The sequence below is a fragment of the Providencia sp. Me31A genome, assembly GCF_050487165.1.
Lineage (GTDB): Bacteria > Pseudomonadota > Gammaproteobacteria > Enterobacterales > Enterobacteriaceae > Providencia.
In genome coordinates this window covers 51855-70324 of record NZ_JBKQGZ010000012.1, presented here as the reverse complement: position 1 = coordinate 70324, position 18470 = coordinate 51855, and the positions used below count along the sequence as shown (strand labels likewise).

12 protein-coding genes are annotated in these 18470 nt (G+C 39.8%); 9 read left to right on the top strand and 3 right to left on the bottom strand.

From position 1 onward, the window contains the following. Window positions 1-283 precede the first annotated feature (283 nt). From maeB to ACLPIE_RS11585, 5 genes are all read left to right on the top strand, one after another. Window positions 284-2563, top strand: a complete 2280-nt coding sequence (gene maeB / locus ACLPIE_RS11605) for an NADP-dependent oxaloacetate-decarboxylating malate dehydrogenase (RefSeq protein WP_430261776.1) — start codon at window positions 284-286, stop codon at window positions 2561-2563. Between the two features lie 120 nt (window positions 2564-2683). Next, entirely contained in the window at window positions 2684-3550 is an 867-nt protein-coding gene (locus tag ACLPIE_RS11600) for a ChaN family lipoprotein (RefSeq protein ID WP_430261775.1), read from the top strand. A 203-nt stretch (window positions 3551-3753) separates the two neighbouring features. Next, window positions 3754-4491 carry an energy transducer TonB family protein gene (locus tag ACLPIE_RS11595; protein ID WP_430261774.1) on the top strand — a complete coding sequence of 246 codons (738 nt, stop codon included), beginning with the start codon at window positions 3754-3756 and terminating at the stop codon, window positions 4489-4491. A gap of 12 nt (window positions 4492-4503) precedes the next feature. Further along, window positions 4504-6636 carry a S9 family peptidase gene (locus tag ACLPIE_RS11590; protein ID WP_430261773.1) on the top strand — a complete coding sequence of 711 codons (2133 nt, stop codon included), beginning with the start codon at window positions 4504-4506 and terminating at the stop codon, window positions 6634-6636. Between the two features lie 141 nt (window positions 6637-6777). Beyond that, the gene (locus tag ACLPIE_RS11585; protein WP_430261772.1) at window positions 6778-9036 is read left to right on the top strand and encodes a TonB-dependent receptor domain-containing protein; all 2259 of its coding nucleotides are present in this window, start codon (window positions 6778-6780) and stop codon (window positions 9034-9036) included. Between the two features lie 62 nt (window positions 9037-9098). Here the strand turns inward: ACLPIE_RS11585 and xseA are convergent, their stop codons facing one another. Further along, window positions 9099-10466: an exodeoxyribonuclease VII large subunit gene (gene xseA, locus ACLPIE_RS11580; protein ID WP_430261771.1), complete on the bottom strand. Its 1368-nt coding sequence runs from the start codon at window positions 10464-10466 to the stop codon at window positions 9099-9101. Between the two features lie 171 nt (window positions 10467-10637). On the opposite strand from xseA, the gene guaB reads away from it, so the two are divergent. From guaB to ACLPIE_RS11560, 4 genes are all read left to right on the top strand, one after another. Further along, window positions 10638-12104 carry an IMP dehydrogenase gene (gene guaB / locus ACLPIE_RS11575; protein ID WP_430261770.1) on the top strand — a complete coding sequence of 489 codons (1467 nt, stop codon included), beginning with the start codon at window positions 10638-10640 and terminating at the stop codon, window positions 12102-12104. Window positions 12105-12187: 83 nt separating this feature from the next. Further along, window positions 12188-13765: a glutamine-hydrolyzing GMP synthase gene (gene guaA, locus ACLPIE_RS11570; RefSeq protein WP_430261769.1), complete on the top strand. Its 1578-nt coding sequence runs from the start codon at window positions 12188-12190 to the stop codon at window positions 13763-13765. A 308-nt stretch (window positions 13766-14073) separates the two neighbouring features. Then, a complete protein-coding gene (locus ACLPIE_RS11565) occupies window positions 14074-15285 on the top strand; it encodes a tyrosine-type recombinase/integrase (RefSeq protein WP_163885492.1) in 1212 nt (403 codons plus the stop codon). Between the two features lie 24 nt (window positions 15286-15309). After that, the gene (locus tag ACLPIE_RS11560) at window positions 15310-16296 is read left to right on the top strand and encodes a hypothetical protein (protein WP_430261768.1); all 987 of its coding nucleotides are present in this window, start codon (window positions 15310-15312) and stop codon (window positions 16294-16296) included. A gap of 106 nt (window positions 16297-16402) precedes the next feature. On the opposite strand, the gene ACLPIE_RS11555 is transcribed toward ACLPIE_RS11560, so the two are convergent. Beyond that, complete coding sequence (locus ACLPIE_RS11555) at window positions 16403-17230, bottom strand: TIGR02391 family protein (RefSeq protein WP_430261767.1); 828 nt, start codon at window positions 17228-17230, stop codon at window positions 16403-16405. 47 nt (window positions 17231-17277) lie between these two features. Next, on the bottom strand, window positions 17278-18438 hold the full coding sequence (locus tag ACLPIE_RS11550) for a hypothetical protein (protein ID WP_430261766.1): 1161 nt from the start codon (window positions 18436-18438) through the stop codon (window positions 17278-17280). Window positions 18439-18470: the final 32 nt, after the last annotated feature.

Genomic DNA, 18470 nt, shown 5'->3' with positions numbered 1-18470 from the left:
TTATTATATTAATAATATAAATCATATACATATTCTATGCGCTAATAAAGTGAGCGTTATGGGCTTGTTAGCCATGATCTTGACATAAAATAGTTGCAGCGGAACTTTGACTATAATATTTGGTGTTATAGAAAATTCACTGCAAAGCCCATTCCTCTCCTGTTGATAATTACACCGTAACCGAAAGATTTTTCTGGAAATTGCCAGCGTGATCATGATTTGCTAGTGAGATGTGTTTATACTGTTATCGCTCTTATCTTACCTATTTTGAAAGGACTTGACGATGGATGATAAATTAAAACAAAGTGCTCTTGATTTTCATGAGTTTCCACATCCTGGGAAAATTACTGTTACTCCGACTAAGCCGTTAACGACTCAGCGCGATCTTGCTCTAGCATACTCACCAGGTGTTGCTGTTCCGTGTCTTGAAATTGCTGACAACCCACTCAAAGCCTACCGTTATACTGCAAAAGGTAATTTGGTTGGCGTAGTGTCAAATGGTACAGCAGTTCTTGGTTTAGGCAATATTGGCGCATTGGCAGGTAAGCCTGTCATGGAAGGAAAGGGCGTACTCTTTAAAAAGTTTTCTGGTGTTGACGTTTTCGATATTGAAGTTGATGAAACCGACCCTGATAAGTTAGTGGATATTATTGCTTCTCTTGAGCCAACTTTTGGGGGAATTAACCTAGAAGATATCAAGGCACCAGAATGCTTTTATATTGAGCAAAAACTGCGTGAGCGCATGAAAATCCCTGTATTCCATGATGATCAACATGGGACCGCGATTATTTGTACTGCTGCTGTGATTAACGGCTTACGCATTGTGAAAAAAGAGATTGGCGATGTTCGTCTCGTTGTTTCTGGCGCGGGTGCTGCATCAATTGCATGTATGAATTTATTAGTTGCACTGGGTTTAAAACGTGAAAACATCACAGTTTGTGACTCTAAAGGGGTTATTTACAAAGGCCGTGATGAACGAATGGATGTCACGAAAGCCGCTTATGCTATTGAAGATAATGGTCAGCGTACATTAGCAGATGCTATTCCTAATGCAGACATTTTCTTAGGTTGTTCAGGCCCACGTCTTTTAACACCTGAAATGGTTAAAACAATGGCGAAAGATCCATTGATTCTAGCTTTAGCAAACCCTGAACCTGAAATTCTACCGCCTTTGGCAAAAGAGGTCCGTCCAGATGCAATTATTTGTACAGGGCGTTCAGACTACCCAAATCAGGTTAATAACGTTTTATGTTTTCCATTCATTTTCCGCGGTGCGTTGGATGTAGGCGCAACGACGATTAATGAAGAAATGAAACTGGCTTGTGTTTATGCAATTGCAGATTTGGCATTAGCAGAACAAAGTGAGGAAGTGGCTTCTGCGTATGGCAACCAAGATTTATTCTTTGGTCCTGAATATATTATTCCTAAGCCGTTTGACCCGCGCTTGATTGTTAAAATTGCCCCCGCAGTCGCTAAAGCGGCAATGGACTCAGGGGTGGCAACACGTCCAATTGAAGACTTTGACGTCTATATCGAAAAACTTAATCAGTTTGTTTATAAAACTAACTTATTCATGAAGCCGATTTTCTCCCAAGCAAAAACAGCGAAAAAACGTATTGTTTTAGCTGAAGGGGAAGAAGAGCGCGTATTACATGCGACTCAAGAACTGGTTTCTTTAGGGCTAGCTTTCCCAATTTTAGTTGGGCGCCCTAGTGTTATTGAAATGCGAATTCAAAAACTCGGCCTACATATTGAATTAGGTAAAGATTTTGAGGTCGTGAATAACGAAAATGATCCTCGTTATAAAGAATATTGGCAAGAATACTATCAAATTATGAAACGCCGTGGTGTTTCTCAAGAGATGGCTCGTCGTGCGGTCATTAATAATCCAACTTTAATCGGTGGGATCATGGTATTACGCGGCGAAGCTGACGGTATGATTTGTGGTACTGTGGGAAGTTATGGTGAACACTACGAAGTGGTTAAAGAGTTATTCGGTTTCCGTGAAGGTGTTCACACTGCGGGGGCAATGAACGCGCTATTACTACCAACGGGAAATACATTCATTGCAGATACTTATGTGAATGACGACCCATCACCGGAAGAATTAACTGAGATTACATTAATGGCTGCTGATACGGTACGCCGCTTTGGTATTGAACCCAAAGTCGCGCTGTTATCACGCTCTAGTTTCGGTTCCTCAGACTGCATTTCAGCACAAAAAATGCGTGATACGTTAACGATGATCAAAGCACGCGACCCACATCTTGAAATTGATGGTGAAATGCATGCGGATGCAGCATTAATTGAATCTATTCGTAAAGATGTGATGCCGGATAGCCCATTAAAAGGTTCTGCTAATTTATTAATTATGCCAAATATGGAAGCAGCACGTATTAGCTATAACTTATTACGTGTCACCAGCTCTGATGGTGTTACTGTTGGCCCTGTATTGATGGGCGTGGCAAAACCGGTACATATTTTAACGCCAATTGCATCTGTCCGTCGTATCGTGAATATGGTTGCTTTAGCGGTTGTTGAGGCTCAGACACATCCTCTCTAACGGTTAATGTTAGTTTGTTCCTTCCAAAGGCTTCTATTTATTTAATAGAGGCCTTTTTAGTTGAAAATGATTCTCATTATCTATATTTTGTAAGTTTAACTACACAAGATGGAAAGTATAATGATTTCAACTAGATTAACCTCAAAAATAACCATTTTAATCATTGGGTTATTTTTCCTTATGGGCTGTACACAAAAAATTGAACCAACTCACTTGAAGTTGGATAACCAACTAACAGCAAGCAATCAAATCATTGATTTAGCAACGGGTAAATCGTTAACACCGGAGCAATTAGTTCAACAGCTCTCACAATCGCCAAGGGTGATCGTAGGAGAGAAACACGACAATCACTATCACCATCAAATAGAGCAGTGGCTAGCTCAAGAACTGCCAAAAATAAGGCCGCAAGGTGCTGTTTTGCTTGAAATGCTGACACCATCTCAACAAAAAAGTGTCAATAGAGTACAAGCACAAATGCAAAGCAGTCCCTATATTCGGGATGAAAAATTGCAATCAGCCTTAAATTGGAATAGTGGTTGGCCTTGGGACCAATATGGTAGTTTGGTGAAATATCTACTGATACAGCCATCACCGATTTTATCAGCAAATATTAATCGCGAAGACGTTTTGAGTGCTTATGAGAATCCGCCAACATTGACAGGGGAGTACTCAACACAACCGGTTGTTCAAGAATTGATCTATGAGACAATTAAACGTTCACATAATGGTGAATTAGATGACCAACAGGCACGAAAAATGGTGGTTATCCAACAATTAAGAGATAGGGTGATGGCTCAAAGTTTGTTAGATGCGCCAGCACCAGCACTGTTATTTGCGGGCGGCTATCATGCAACGCGTGCTATCGGCGTGCCTTTACATGTGCAAGACCTCGCACCTGAAGAGCTAATAAAGGTTTTAATTATTTCGGAAAAAGATGAGGAAATAGACCATCTCCATGCTGATTTTGTCTGGTATACGCCTAAATGATAGCTTAATAATGACAACTAAATGATTTTAAAAAAGTTAATTTTGTGAAGTAATCATAATTTTTATTAATAAATAATTTCCATTTTCATTTGTTATTGATTATCATTTGTATTTATGTGTCGATGCGTAAGATAAAAATGAGCATAACAACATTTGAAAATGAATATTTAAAACGAACTACCAAGAAGAGTTTGGGGTTCGTATTGGCAATTGCGCTTCACATTGCCGTGATTGGTGGGTATTTATGGGCAACCTACAATTCACGCTGGGAAGTGTTATTGCCACCTCCTTCTGTCGTGATGGAGCTATCTATCGAGGCACAAGCAGAGCAACTGACGGAAGTTAACATTGGGCAACGCCAAGAGTTGTCTGTTGCCAGTCAGGCACATGAAACGCCGTCAGAAGAAAATCTCATCCCACCATTAGCTATCAACGAGCAGTCTGAAATGCAAGTGGCCAAAGTGGTTAGCAAACAGCAACAGGTTAAAGTTAAAAAGCAAAAGCGTGAGAAACCAACTGTTGACAAGCCACAAGCTACGGATTCAAAGGCTCATGATGCGCCAGTAACCAGTGATGCCGCCGCAGCGTTACAAGCACAAAAAATCGCAGCAGAATTTAATAGCCAGTCGCAATTAATCGAAAACGCTCAAAGGCAGTGGGAAGCTCAAGTATTAGGGAAACTAAATAAGTACAAACGCTACCCAGAAGATGCGGGAAGGCGTGGGCGAATTGGTCAATCAATAGTGACATTTACGGTTGATCCTCAAGGACTATTACTGGATAGCGCATTAGTGAATTCGTCAGGAACGCGTTCCTTGGACAGAGAGGCTTTACAGGTTTTATCAAGAGCCGCACCTTTACCTGAGCCCCCCGCAGAGATTTTAATGAATGGGCGGATAACGGTCAGGATACCTATTGATTTTACTCTTAATGATAAATAGATTGGATGAATTATGCGTAATAAACTCATTGAGTTTTGTTTTATTACATTACTAGGTTTATATGCAGCAACCAGTGCTGCGGAGGAAAGGATGTCAGCACCAATAGCAAAAAAACGACCCTATACGATAACCACCCACGGTGATACCCGCATTGATAACTATTATTGGTTAAGAGATGATGAACGTCGTGCAACCGATGTAACCGATTATTTAACACAAGAAAATAACTATACTAAACAACAGCTTGAAAAAGGTGATGCGTTAAAAAAACAAATTTACGATGAGTTATTTTCGCGTATGAAGCAGGACGATGAGTCGGTTCCTTATGATTTCAATGGTTATACTTATCGTTCTAGGGTGGTTGCAGGTAAAAATTATCCAATCTATGAAAGACGCCCAATCAATAGCCAAAGTGATTGGGTTGTGCTTGTTGATGGTAACCAACGAGCTGAAGGGGCTGAGTATTATCGTATGGGGGCTTTAGCTGTTTCTCCTGATAATTATTTATTAGCTATTGCGGAAGATCGTCAAGGACGCAATGAATATGGGGTTTCTTTCCGTAAAATAGATGATAGGCAGTGGCAAGAAAATGTGTTGGTCAACACATCAGGTAATATTGTTTGGGCTAATGATAACCAGACACTATTTTATGTGAATAAAGACAAACAAACTTTATTGCCATATCAAGTGGTTAAGCATCAATACGGCACATCACAAGCTGCGGATAAACTGGTGTATGAGGAACAAGATGATACCTATTATGTTAGTTTAGGTAAGTCGACGTCAAAAGATTACATTTTGATAGGGATAACCAGTACGGAAACATCAGAATATCGTCTAATTGATGCAAATCATCCAGAAAAAGACGCAAAAATTCTGCAACCACGTCAAGCAGGTATTGAGTATTATCCTGACCATTTCAACGGTAAATTCTATATTCGTTCTAATCATCAGCACCCATTATTCGGTTTATATATTGCGGACAGTGCCTCTGCGCCGTGGGTAAATTTTATTGCGCCCCGCGATGGTGTCGATCTAGAAGGTTTTGCGCTGTTTAATAACTGGTTAGTAGTAGAAGAACGACAAAATGGTTTGGTCAATATTCGCCAAATTAGTTGGTTGACCCACAAAGAAAGCGCAGTCACTTTTGATGACCCAACGTATATGGCATGGATCAGTAATAACCCTGAGCCGGATACGGATAAACTACGCTATGGTTATTCATCAATGACCACGCCGTCTTCTGTGTATGAAATCAATATGCTGACCCAAGAAAAACAGCTTTTAAAACAAGAGGAAGTTAAAGATTTTAACAAGCAAAACTACCAGAGTGAGCGAATTTGGATCACGGCGCATGATGGCGTAAAAGTTCCTGTTTCATTGGTTTATCGTAAAGATTTATTTAAAGAGGGCAAAAATCCCCTTTTAGTCTATGGTTACGGTGCTTATGGTTATGGTATCGATCCTGCATTCAGTTCATCACGACTCTCTTTGCTTGACCGCGGTTTTGTCTATGCTATTGCCCATATTCGTGGTGGTGGTGATTTAGGTAAAAACTGGTATATACAGGGCAAAACAATCCATAAGATGAATACATTCACTGATTTCATTGATGCCACTAAAGCGTTGTTGACAGAAGGTTACGGTGAAAAAGGGCATGTGTATGCCATGGGGAGAAGTGCAGGGGGATTACTGATGGGAGCCGTTATCAATATGGCACCCGACTTATATGAAGGCGTTGTCGCATCAGTGCCATTTGTCGATGTTGTCACCACGATGTTAGACCCATCCATTCCACTGACGACTGGGGAGTATGATGAATGGGGTAACCCTGAAAATGAAGAGGATTATTGGCGCATTAAGGCTTATAGCCCTTATGACAATATTAAAGCTCAACGTTACCCGCATATGTTAGTGACTACAGGGCTACATGATTCCCAAGTTCAATATTGGGAGCCTGCTAAGTGGGTAGCTAAGTTAAGAGATATTAAACAAGGCGATTCATTATTGTTATTAGAAACTAATATGAATGCAGGACATGGGGGTAAATCAGGGCGTTTTAATGCGCTAGATGATATCGCACAGGAATATAGTTTTATTCTTATGCTTGAAAATAAAGCAAAATATTTTCCCTATATAAAATAATAATTATCCTATAACGTTTAGGTATTTTAAGGCCAGCAACAATATTATTTCCTCTGTTGCTGTGCCTTTTCATAGGCGTTATTTTGCCTATGTTTGCGATGTGAGCGTATGAAAGCTCGGTACGTTTACAGGAATGGTTTAATGAAAAATAAAATAATTATTATGGTAGCGGGTGTTATTACCACTAGCTACCATGGGATTGCTTTGTCTGAAAATACACAGCAGAAAAATAAGCAGCAAGAAGGTATGGTTAATTTTAGCCAATTGAAAGTCTCTGGTGCGCAAAAACAATCGCCCTTAGTTAAAGCTTTAGAAAAGCCAGGGGCATTCAGTGCGGTTGGTACGGAAAATAAATTACAGTCGATGGATAAAATTATCCGTACCATGCCCGGTACTTATACCCAAATGGATGGCAGCCAAGGTACCATTAATGTCAATATTCGTGGCCTAAGTGGTTTTGGGCGCGTGAATATGATGGTAGATGGTATCACGCAAAGTTATTATGGGATTTCCCCAAGTAAGTACACACACGGAATGCAGCCAAATAATGATTTTGGCTCATTAATAGACCCTAACTTCATTGTGGAAGTAGAAGTAGAAAAAGGTCAGCTAAATGGGAGCAATAGTGTAAATGCCTTGGCGGGGAGTGCTAATTTCCGCACTATCGGTATCGATGATGTCATTTTCAATAACAACGTATATGGCCTGCGAAGTAAAGCCAGTTGGGGGGATAATGGGCTTGGCTATAACGGGATGGTTGCTGTTGCGGGTAAAACTTTATTACAGGATGACGGTTATTTTGGCGGCTTAATTGCAGTCAGTGGTCACAATATCCCAGGTAGTTATAAAAATGGTGATGGTTTTGACAGTGATAAATTTGCGACAGATCCCTCATTCAAACAAAAGCCACAATCTCAATTAGCAAAGCTGAAATTTAAACCTAATGACAGCCATGAATTAGAATTCAGTGGGCGTTTTTTACAAAACAAACTGACGAGTAGAAAGATTAATAGTGAAGACTATTACCTTAAATATAAATACACCCCATTAAATGAATTAATTGATGTGGAAATCTTGGCTAGTCATGGAAATAACAAACAGAAATTCCAAGGTGATCCAGTTGGCGGGGCTTTTAGGGATGCCATATCTAAAAATAAATCAGATAGCATCAATTTATCTAATACTAGCCATTTTTCTTATGGGGATGTGGATTATAAATGGCAAGTCGGCTCGAAATTAATGAAAATCAAATACAGTAAGGAAGCTCAACCTGTTGAAGACCCAAATACTCAGGAAAGAAACCCATTTTCACCGAGTGGAACACAAGATATAGCCAGCGTATATACCCAATTTGAAGCGAAATATGATATCTATACTGCTACATTTGATCTTAACTACCTTAATTATAAAGTTAAAGGTTATAAGCCTGCGTGTGATGAAACCGAAAAATGTTTCCCCCAAGAAGCCAGTAATCTAAATATCAAAGATAGTGGGGTTAACCCAGGTATATTGCTATCTGCACAAATCATTCCTGAATTTCAACCCTTTGTTAGTTACGCTCACTCAATGCGTGCACCGAATTCACAAGAAGCGTTTTTCTCCTCAAATGGTGGTCAGACTATGAATCCATTTCTTAAGGGGGAAAAATCGAAAACTTGGCAAGTTGGTTTCAATAGTTTCAAGCCTGATTTAGTGGTGGATGGCGACCAATTCAACCTGAAAGCATTGTGGTTTCATACTCAGGTTAAAGATTACATCACGAGTAAGGCTTTTATACTTTGTCGTTCCAATACACAGGATGAATTTGATTGGTGTTTAATTAATAGTGATGTATGGGATAAAGAGTATCCACCTATGTTTCAGCGTGCAGAAATATATATGAATGATCATCGAGATGTTAATTTACGTGGGTATGAGTTGCAAGCTAACTACGATGCAGGGGGATTTTATTCTATGATTTCTTATACTAAAGAGTCAGGAAAACAACCTGTTTCGATTAATAGTACTTCTGCATTCAGTGCTGGGGATTTTACTCAGTTACCCGACTATTACCTAACCTTGGATTCAGGGGTACGCCTGTTTGATGAGAAATTGACTCTTGGCTCGACGATTACATGGACAGGGCCATCAAAGCGGATTAGTCCAATTATTGATGGTGACGACAAAGGTGATGCTATGACGGAAAAATATGAAAAGCAACCTATAATCATTGATTTATATACAGACTATGAAGTTAATAAAAACTTTAAATTGATGATGACAGTTAATAATGTTACGAATAAAAACTATACCGATGTGTTAAACCGTGCAAATTCAGGGGCGGTGATGGAAGTTCGAGGGCGCAATAACGAAACGGGGAGAGGACGTACTTATATGATCGGTGGGCAGGTGCGATTCTAATCAACGTATAAATTTAACACCACTTATCTCGTTATTTTTATCGAGATAAGTGGAAAAAGCAATCATTTCGACACGCTTTTTGTTTTAAACTTCTCAATATGGGAAACTCGACTCTCAACCCAGCCATCGTTAAGGCGAGTTTTCAGTGATTGGCCAACTTTCACTTGGCTAGTTTTTTTCAAAACTGAACCTGCAGTGGTCTCACTAATACTAAACCCTCTTGCTAAAGTGGCTAATGGGCTAACCGCTTCCATTTTTGAACAAGCAACAGCGAATCGCTGGCGATAGCTATTGACTAAGCTCGTGAGCATATTCTGTAAATGATATTGTGTTTGCTGCAATTGGCGTTGCTGTGTTTGCAATTGAGGACGCAAATCACTTTGTAGCAAACGGCGGTGGAGTTTTTCGAACTTAAATGTCGAATTTTGCAATTGCCGAGCCATAGATTGAGTAAGCTTTTGTTGTAACAAATTCAGCTGGTTATGTTGCCTTGCTAAGCGCAATTGAGGATGCTGTTGTTGTAAGCGGTGATGCAAGCGTGCGAATTTTTGTTGTTGGCCTGCAATATAATAATCCATTGCCATTTCAAGGTGTTGCTGCGCTGATTTTAGCTGGCGAAGCATTTCCAATTGATTACGACTAACCAACTCAGCAGCGGCAGATGGGGTAGGTGCCCTGACGTCTGCCACATAATCAGCGATGGTCACATCGGTTTCATGACCAACAGCACTGATTATCGGCAGTTGGCTGGCAAAAATCGCTCTAGCAACGATTTCTTCATTAAATGCCCATAAATCTTCAAGTGAACCACCGCCACGTCCGACGATTAATACATCACACTCATGGCGAAGGTTCGCTAATTCAATCATGCGTGCAATCTGTGCAGGTGCCATTTCGCCTTGAACAGCGGTTGGATAGATAACAATGGGTAGCGAAGGGTCACGACGCCGTAAGATATTTAAAATGTCATGCAGGGCCGCTCCCGTTGCAGAGGTAATAATTCCCACGCGTTTAGCAGGGCTTGGCAACGGTTTTTTATGAACAATATCAAATAGCCCTTGTGCGTTTAGCGTTTGTTTTAGCTGTTCAAAGCGTTGCTGCAACAAACCTTCACCAGCAGGTTGCATGCTTTCGATGATGAGTTGGTAGTCGCCTCGAGGTTCATACAAGGTCACCGTTGCTCTGACCAAAACTTGTTGGCCATTCTGAGGACGGAAAGTGACCCGTGTATTTTGTCCACGAAACATGGCCGCACGAACCTGAGCCCGATCATCTTTTAAGGTTAGATACCAATGACCTGAACTGGGCTGCGAAAAATTAGAAATTTCTGCGGTTAGCCAAATACGACCCATCTGACTATCGAGAAGTTCTCGAACGGTCTGGTTAAGCTTGCTAACAGAATAAATAGCACTATTTTGTGAAGTTGACATGTGAGCTAGATCAAATTTTAAAACAAGGACTTAATCGCTAGATACTAACCTAGCCATCGGAGTTATCAAGTTTTTTTTCAAAAAAAGGCTGGAAGCAATCGATTACGGTGTGTATAATGCCGCGGCAATATTTTATACCTTTCCATAACGCTGCCTGGTGGGATATTGCCTATGTTACGCATTAAAAAAGAAGCTCTAACTTTCGACGACGTATTACTCGTTCCTGCACACTCAACGGTATTACCAAATACCGCAGATTTATCAACTCAACTGACTGCAAACATCCGCCTGAACATTCCTATGCTTTCTGCAGCAATGGACACCGTCACTGAATCTGACCTTGCTATCGCATTGGCTCAAGAAGGTGGTATCGGTTTTATCCACAAAAACATGACTATTGAGCGCCAAGCTGAAGAAGTCCGTCGCGTGAAAAAACATGAAAGCGGTGTGGTTACCGATCCTGTCACTGTGACGCCAGATACCACCATTCGTGAAGTGCAAGACATGGCTGAGCGTAATGGGTTCGCGGGTTATCCGGTTGTTGCTAAAGACAATTCGCTGGTAGGGATTATCACAGGTCGTGACGTGCGTTTCGTCACAGATTTAGACCAACCTGTTACTGCGGTAATGACACCAAAAGAGCGTTTAGTGACGGTGAAAGAAGGTGAAGCACGCGAAATAGTATTACAAAAAATGCACGAAAAACGCGTAGAAAAAGCCTTAGTCATTGACGATAACTTCCACCTGTTAGGGATGATCACGGTTAAAGACTTCCAAAAAGCGGAACGTAAACCAAACGCTTGTAAAGATGAGCAAGGCCGCTTGCGTGTTGGTGCCGCTGTAGGTGCTGGCGCAGGTAATGAAGAGCGTGTTGATGCGCTGGTTGCAGCGGGTGTTGATATTCTACTTATCGATTCATCGCATGGCCATTCAGAAGGTGTACTACAACGTATTCGTGAAACTCGCCAAAAATACCCTGATTTACAAATCATTGGTGGTAACGTCGCAACAGCAGAAGGCGCGAAAGCACTAGCTGATGCAGGTGTTAGCGCGGTTAAAGTAGGGATTGGTCCCGGCTCAATTTGTACAACTCGTATCGTAACGGGTGTGGGGGTACCTCAAATTACAGCTATCGCAGAAGCGGCAGAAGCCCTTGAAGGGAGAGGTATTCCGGTTATCGCTGACGGTGGTATTCGTTTCTCTGGTGATATCTCTAAAGCTATCGCAGCGGGTGCCGCTTGTGTCATGGTCGGTTCGATGTTCGCAGGTACAGAAGAGTCTCCGGGGGAAACGATTCTTTTCCAAGGCCGTACTTATAAAGCATACCGTGGCATGGGCTCATTAGGGGCGATGTCCAAAGGTTCTTCAGACCGCTATTTCCAATCTGATAATGCGGCGGATAAATTGGTTCCAGAAGGGATTGAAGGGCGAGTTGCTTACAAAGGCCGCCTGAAAGAAATCATTCATCAGCAAATGGGTGGCTTACGTTCCTGTATGGGTCTGACAGGCTGTGGTACTATTGACGCCCTGAGAACAAAAGCGGAATTTGTCCGTATCAGTGGTGCGGGTATCCAAGAAAGCCACGTTCATGATGTGACCATCACGAAAGAATCGCCAAACTACCGTTTGGGGCAATAAATTATAACATTTCCGGGTGGTGCTACTAAGTTAAACGCGTCACCCATTTTATTTTTGACTTGAATTTTTGGAATTCTCCTCAAATGACAACAAATATCCATAAACATCGCATTCTTATCCTTGACTTCGGTTCGCAATATACACAGCTGATTGCCCGCCGTATCCGTGAAATTGGCGTCTATTGTGAACTCTGGGCGTGGGACGTTACAGAAGAGCAAATTCGAGAATTTAATCCAAACGGTATTATTCTTTCAGGTGGTCCTGAAAGTACGACAGAAACAGATAGCCCACGAGCACCTGACTATGTATTTAATGCAGGTGTGCCTGTATTAGGTATTTGCTACGGCATGCAAACTATGTCCATGCAATTAGGTGGGGCGGTTGAGGTTTCTGGTGAACGTGAATTTGGTTATGCGAATGTTGAAATAACGGAGCAATGTGAACTGTTCCGTGACATTAAAGACTCACTGAACGATGCAGGTAAACCTGTACTGGACGTATGGATGAGTCATGGTGATAAAGTGACGGCAATTCCAGCGGGCTTTAAAACCATCGCCAGCACGCCAAGCTGCCCATATGCCATCATGGCAAACGAAGAGAAAAAATTCTACGGTGTGCAATTTCATCCAGAAGTGACGCACACTCACCAAGGCTTGAATATTTTAGCGCGTTTCGTCAAAGATATTTGCCAGTGTGAAGCGTTGTGGACTCCAGCGGCGATCATCGAAGATACGGTTGCTCGCTTAAAAGAGCAAATTGGTGATGACCATGTGTTACTTGCATTATCGGGTGGTGTTGACTCTTCAGTTACTGCACTACTATTAAACCGTGCGATTGGCAAACGTTTAACCTGCGTCTTTGTTGATAACGGTTTACTGCGTTTAAATGAAGCGGATCAAGTGATGGAAATGTTTGCTGGTAAATTTGACCTGAACATTATCCATGCAAAAGCAGAAGATCGCTTCTTAAATGCATTAGCTGGGATCAGCGACCCAGAAGCTAAGCGTAAGAAAATTGGTCATGTATTTATCGAAGTATTTGATGAAGAGTCCTCTAAGCTGCCTAATATCAAATGGTTGGCTCAAGGGACTATTTATCCAGATGTTATTGAGTCAGCGGCATCAGCAACGGGTAAAGCGCATGTTATTAAATCTCACCATAATGTAGGTGGCCTGCCGGATGACATGAAACTTGGCTTAGTTGAGCCATTAAAAGAATTGTTTAAAGATGAAGTGCGTAAAATTGGTCTTGAATTAGGTCTCCCGTATGACATGCTGTATCGTCATCCATTCCCAGGCCCTGGTTTAGGGGTTCGCGTATTAGGTGAAGTGAAGAAAGAGTACTGTGATTTATTACGTCGCGCGGATGCTATCTTTATTGAAGAATTACATAAAGCTGATTTATATCATAAAGTTAGTCAAGCATTCACGGTGTTCTTACCTGTTCGCTCTGTCGGCGTTATGGGCGATGGTCGTAAATACGATTGGGTTGTTTCGCTGCGTGCCGTTGAGACCATCGACTTTATGACGGCTCATTGGGCTCATTTACCGTATGACTTCTTAGGCCGTGTTTCCAACCGCATTATCAATGAGGTCGATGGGATTTCGAGGGTAGTTTATGATATTAGCGGTAAACCACCTGCGACAATTGAGTGGGAATAATCCCCCAATAAGAACTCGCTGGCACTGACTGGCAAAATAACTATCTAAGCCCATGTAAAAGTGGGCTTTTTTGTTTTTGTGGCTTGCCGTATCTGGCACTGATTAGCAGCGTCAAGCACAAGTTGAATGGGGTATTAAAGTTGGTATTATCGCAAGCAGATGCCATGAACACTGACTGATACCATGCGATAGTTTTTGATCCCCACATGGTATTAAAAATAACTAATTGTTTGTTTTTAAAGGAATTGAATCATGGTTTCCTACGGTTGTTTTGCATGGTATCGAAACGTTAAAAAGGATGAAAATGAATGCTGACTGATACCAAACTGAGAAATTTAAAACCGAAAGAAAAGCTCTATAAAGTGAACGACAGAGATGGGCTGTATGTCGCTGTAACGCCTGCTGGCTCTGTCTCTTTTCGTTATAACTACGCCATCAACGGCAGACAGGAAACGGTGACTTTTGGTCGTTATGGTATTGGCGGGATCACTTTAGCTGAAGCCAGAGAGCGGCTAGGGGAAGCCAAAAGAATGGTGGCAGATGGTAAGTCCCCGGCTAAAGAAAAAGCCAGAGATAAAGCGAGAATTAAAGGTGCTGAAACATTTGGTGCATGGGCTGAAAAATGGCTTCGTGGATATCAGATGGCTGATTCTACACGGGATATGCGGCGATCAGTTTATACCAGGGAACTCAAGGGTAAATTTGGCAACCAAAAGTTAAATGAAATCACACACGAAGACTTACGGGCGATCACTGACACTATTGTTGAACGTGGTGCACCAGCGACTGCGGTTCATGCACGAGAAATCGTACTTCAGGTTTATCGCTGGGCGATTGAACGGGGCCAGAAGGTAGAAAACCCAGCAGATTTAGTTAGGCCTGCAAGTATTGCAAAATTTGAACCCAGAGATCGCTCGTTAACGCCAGGTGAAATTGGTTTGATGTATCGCTATCTTGAGAAGGTTGGGACAACGCCCTCAATTCGGGTAGCTGTAAAACTGCTACTGTTAACAATGGTACGTAAAAGTGAGTTAACGAACGCCACCTGGAGTGAAATTAATTTCAGTGAAGCAATTTGGACAATCCCAAAAGAGCGAATGAAACGTCGCAATCCGCATTTGGTTTTTTTATCGCGTCAGGTCATGGACATTTTAGTTGCCTTAAAAACTTTTGCAGGTGGTTCTGATTTTATTCTACCATCGCGCTATGATTCAGATGCGCCAATGAGTAGTGCAACAATGAATCGGGTACTGGATCTCACCTATAAAGCTGCACAAAAAGATGGGCACGACCTTACTAAATTTGGGCCTCACGATTTACGCAGAACAGCGAGTACATTGTTGCATGAAGCTGGCTATAACACAGATTGGATAGAGAAATGCTTGGCGCATGAACAGAAAGGGGTTAGGGCAGTGTACAATAAAGCAGAGTACCGCGAGCAGCGCACCGCTATGTTGCAGGATTGGGCTGATATGATAGATGAGTGGAGCTCAGATAGTTCAAATCGGTATATTAATTAATCAATTTTTCAGTAAGGGATTTATATGAGTAGCCGTGGTATTTTTTCTTTATTATCTTCAAATCAAGCATATCAAAATGCAGAAAAAGAATGGCATATAGAATTGGATTTTTACTATAAATATTGGTATGACTTAGTGGCAAGACCAACAGATATGCTTGAACATGTAGATACTAAACGCTCTATAGTTAGTTTTCTTAAAAATTTAAAAAATGAAATTGAAGAGAAACTAGAAAAGAGATTTGTTTACTTTATATGTTCTAGAGAAAGGGTGAGGTTTAATATAAAAAAGAAACCATCATATAATCCATTTACGGGAAATAAAAAAATTCATATTTTAATTGGCGAGAAAGAATATAAAAAAACCATAAGGTGTAAGTTTTTTGATGAAGAAACAAAAAAACATTATAATCCTGAGATTTATTTAAGAGATAAGTATATAACAATTAAGTTTTTAAATGGTAATTCATGTACCATGACAATCCATGACTTTTTAGAAGCGACAAATATTAATCTTGGTATTGATAGTAAAGTCGAATACGTAGGTTTTACTAAAAATCCAGATACAAGGCCTACTAATGGAGCTCATACTGGATTGAACGATGTTATCTATAATGTTATAGATGAAAAAAAAGATTCATTTATATATTTTAATGTTTTTAAAGTTTACTCAAAGGCAGATAATTCAATACATAATTTAAACTTTGTTTTTGCTAACTCCATGATAGATGAAGTGAATGTTGATATGGAAGGAAGTATACTAGAAAAATGTTTCATTCTTTATTTTAATTCGGATAATCAATTTAGGAATAAGAATAAAGAATATGATGAGCTTAGAAGTAGTTTAGTTAAATTAGCCAAGGAGAATAAAATAAACTCTATTAACATACACTATGCTCTTTCTGACAATAATGAATATGAAGTTTTTTCTTCATCTAAAGTAAAAACTAATCATGAACATTTTTTCACAATAAAAAATGAAATTGATGGATTGAGCATTGAAAAGAGATAAGGATACAGTGGTAATATATGACTTCACATTACCACTTAACTTTATAATTATTAAAAATAATTCTCATATGGTTATAGCTGAGAAATACTATTACCATTGGTAATGGTTAAATTCTATTTTCATACATTTTTTTTGCTTCTATAGCTACATCTAATCTTCGATGTATTAACGAGACCATTGATAGTATATCTAATGCATCAATTTCATTAATTTTCCAAGTTATTTTTGGGGCGTGAGCTGTTGTATTTCGAAAAGTACCAAATAAGCCTACAAGTAAATTAATAAAACCTTTTTGCTCACTTTTTTCACTATCAGTTTGAAGTGAATTTAAAGCTAAATAAGGTATCCCCTTGAATGAAAAAGCTTCTTGTACTAAAGTTGCTCCATCAGAAGTTAATCCTGTTTTTAAACGGATTTTATCAGCAACACTTTTAGTAGCCTCAAATACAGTGTGAAAATAGTTATCTACTAGCAATTCTTCTCGGCAGTATATAAATATATCGGGATGAGCATTTCTAGATTTTAGATGCTCGTGTAATTTGCTTGCTCGTATAGCAGCTTCAGATATAGTGTTGGCTTTAGATACTTTGGCAATTTTTCCATTTTCGTTTAGTGTATAACCAGCGAAGCTAAGTGCTTGATTTAGTTTGTAACGTGTATCATTGAACCACTCAATATTATTGAGGTGCTTTGCAGGAGCCATAGCTAATTGTATGAAATTAAGCACATTGTTAGCACAACCATCTTCTTCTTGTTTATTCGCAATAGCTGAATTTAAGCGTTTCCACTTGGTATTTATAGGGTCTATATCTTTAATTTTTGATTCGTATAAAGCTTTACCAATTTCAGTACCAGTAAAACCAGTTGAAGTATCACCTAATATTTTACTAATGGCTTCAATAACACCAAAATCTAATTTTTCAATCTTAGCCATGATGCCTCTATTTATAAATGAATTAAACTTTATCTGATAATGTATTGTTAATTTTTAGGAGTATTTAATTGAAATACAGTACAAACTGATTTTATGGCCTTAGAAACAGCTTGGTGTGATAATTTTTTACCTGTCAGTGAACTGATTATTTCAGTTATCTCTCGTTGATTAAAACCTTTTTTGCTTAAAACTAACATGCGCTTTTTATTATCTGATAAACGTGAATTGACCATTTTCCTGGTAATATTGCGTATCTTATCTATATCATCAGGCCCTAAAGAAACTCCTACATTTGTCATATTATTAACTATATTAACTAGTTTTTCATATGTTTTTTCATCTACAACTATTGGGTTAGAAAACGTATTTTTAATATAATCAAAGCAAGCGTGTGCTTGGGTATCACTAATTGTTTTATCTTGAAGATAATAATAAAAGTACTCATCAATGAGGTCATCACCAGACATAGCATTTAAACGCTCAGGGTTAGCTATTTGGCGACATAATCTTAAAACTTCCAATTCAAATTGTTTAGAGGAGCGAATTGCTTGTTTATAGGCTGGGTTCCAAGAGCCATCTTTCAATTGTGGTTTATGGTGAGCACAATATTTATGGCTAAGATCAGGCCCTTTCTTTAGCCCATATTTCTCTTCAGCATCTTCAATAAAACCATCATTATCCCAATTTGTAATAAATGAAGAAAACTCAGTTGGGTTGCCACAAAGACGGCATAATCCTTTGCCTCTTTCCGTATTAAAATAGATATCAGGTGCGAGCCTTGATCTTTTTGGGCGTTTTGCTTTGCAGTGGGAAAATAAGCTTTTTAATGTTTCTTGAGTAGCTATAAATAATTTATCTGGCTCTGTATACGTAGAATGTTCAACAAAAGGCCTAAGATAATCACCAATACAATCAGAGCAGTAACGAAAACCTCTCATTTTGATTAAATCGCTGTAAGTTAGCTTAGCTGGCGCTATTGGACTATATCGTAGATAGTTGGCTGGAAGCCTACTCAAATATTCAGATACAGCTGGGTCAACTAATTCCTTGATTAATCTGGTTATATTATGGCTTTTGGAAACTTGAGAATATGAATGCCATTGTTCCCTAAACATCGTAATGGCAGCCGCTACGGATTTATCACAGCCAGCCCATATTGGAATGTAGAACTTACCTAATCGTTTTTGGATATCAAATTCCAGTTCCATTTAATAAATTCAACTTTTTTGTCCAATAGATA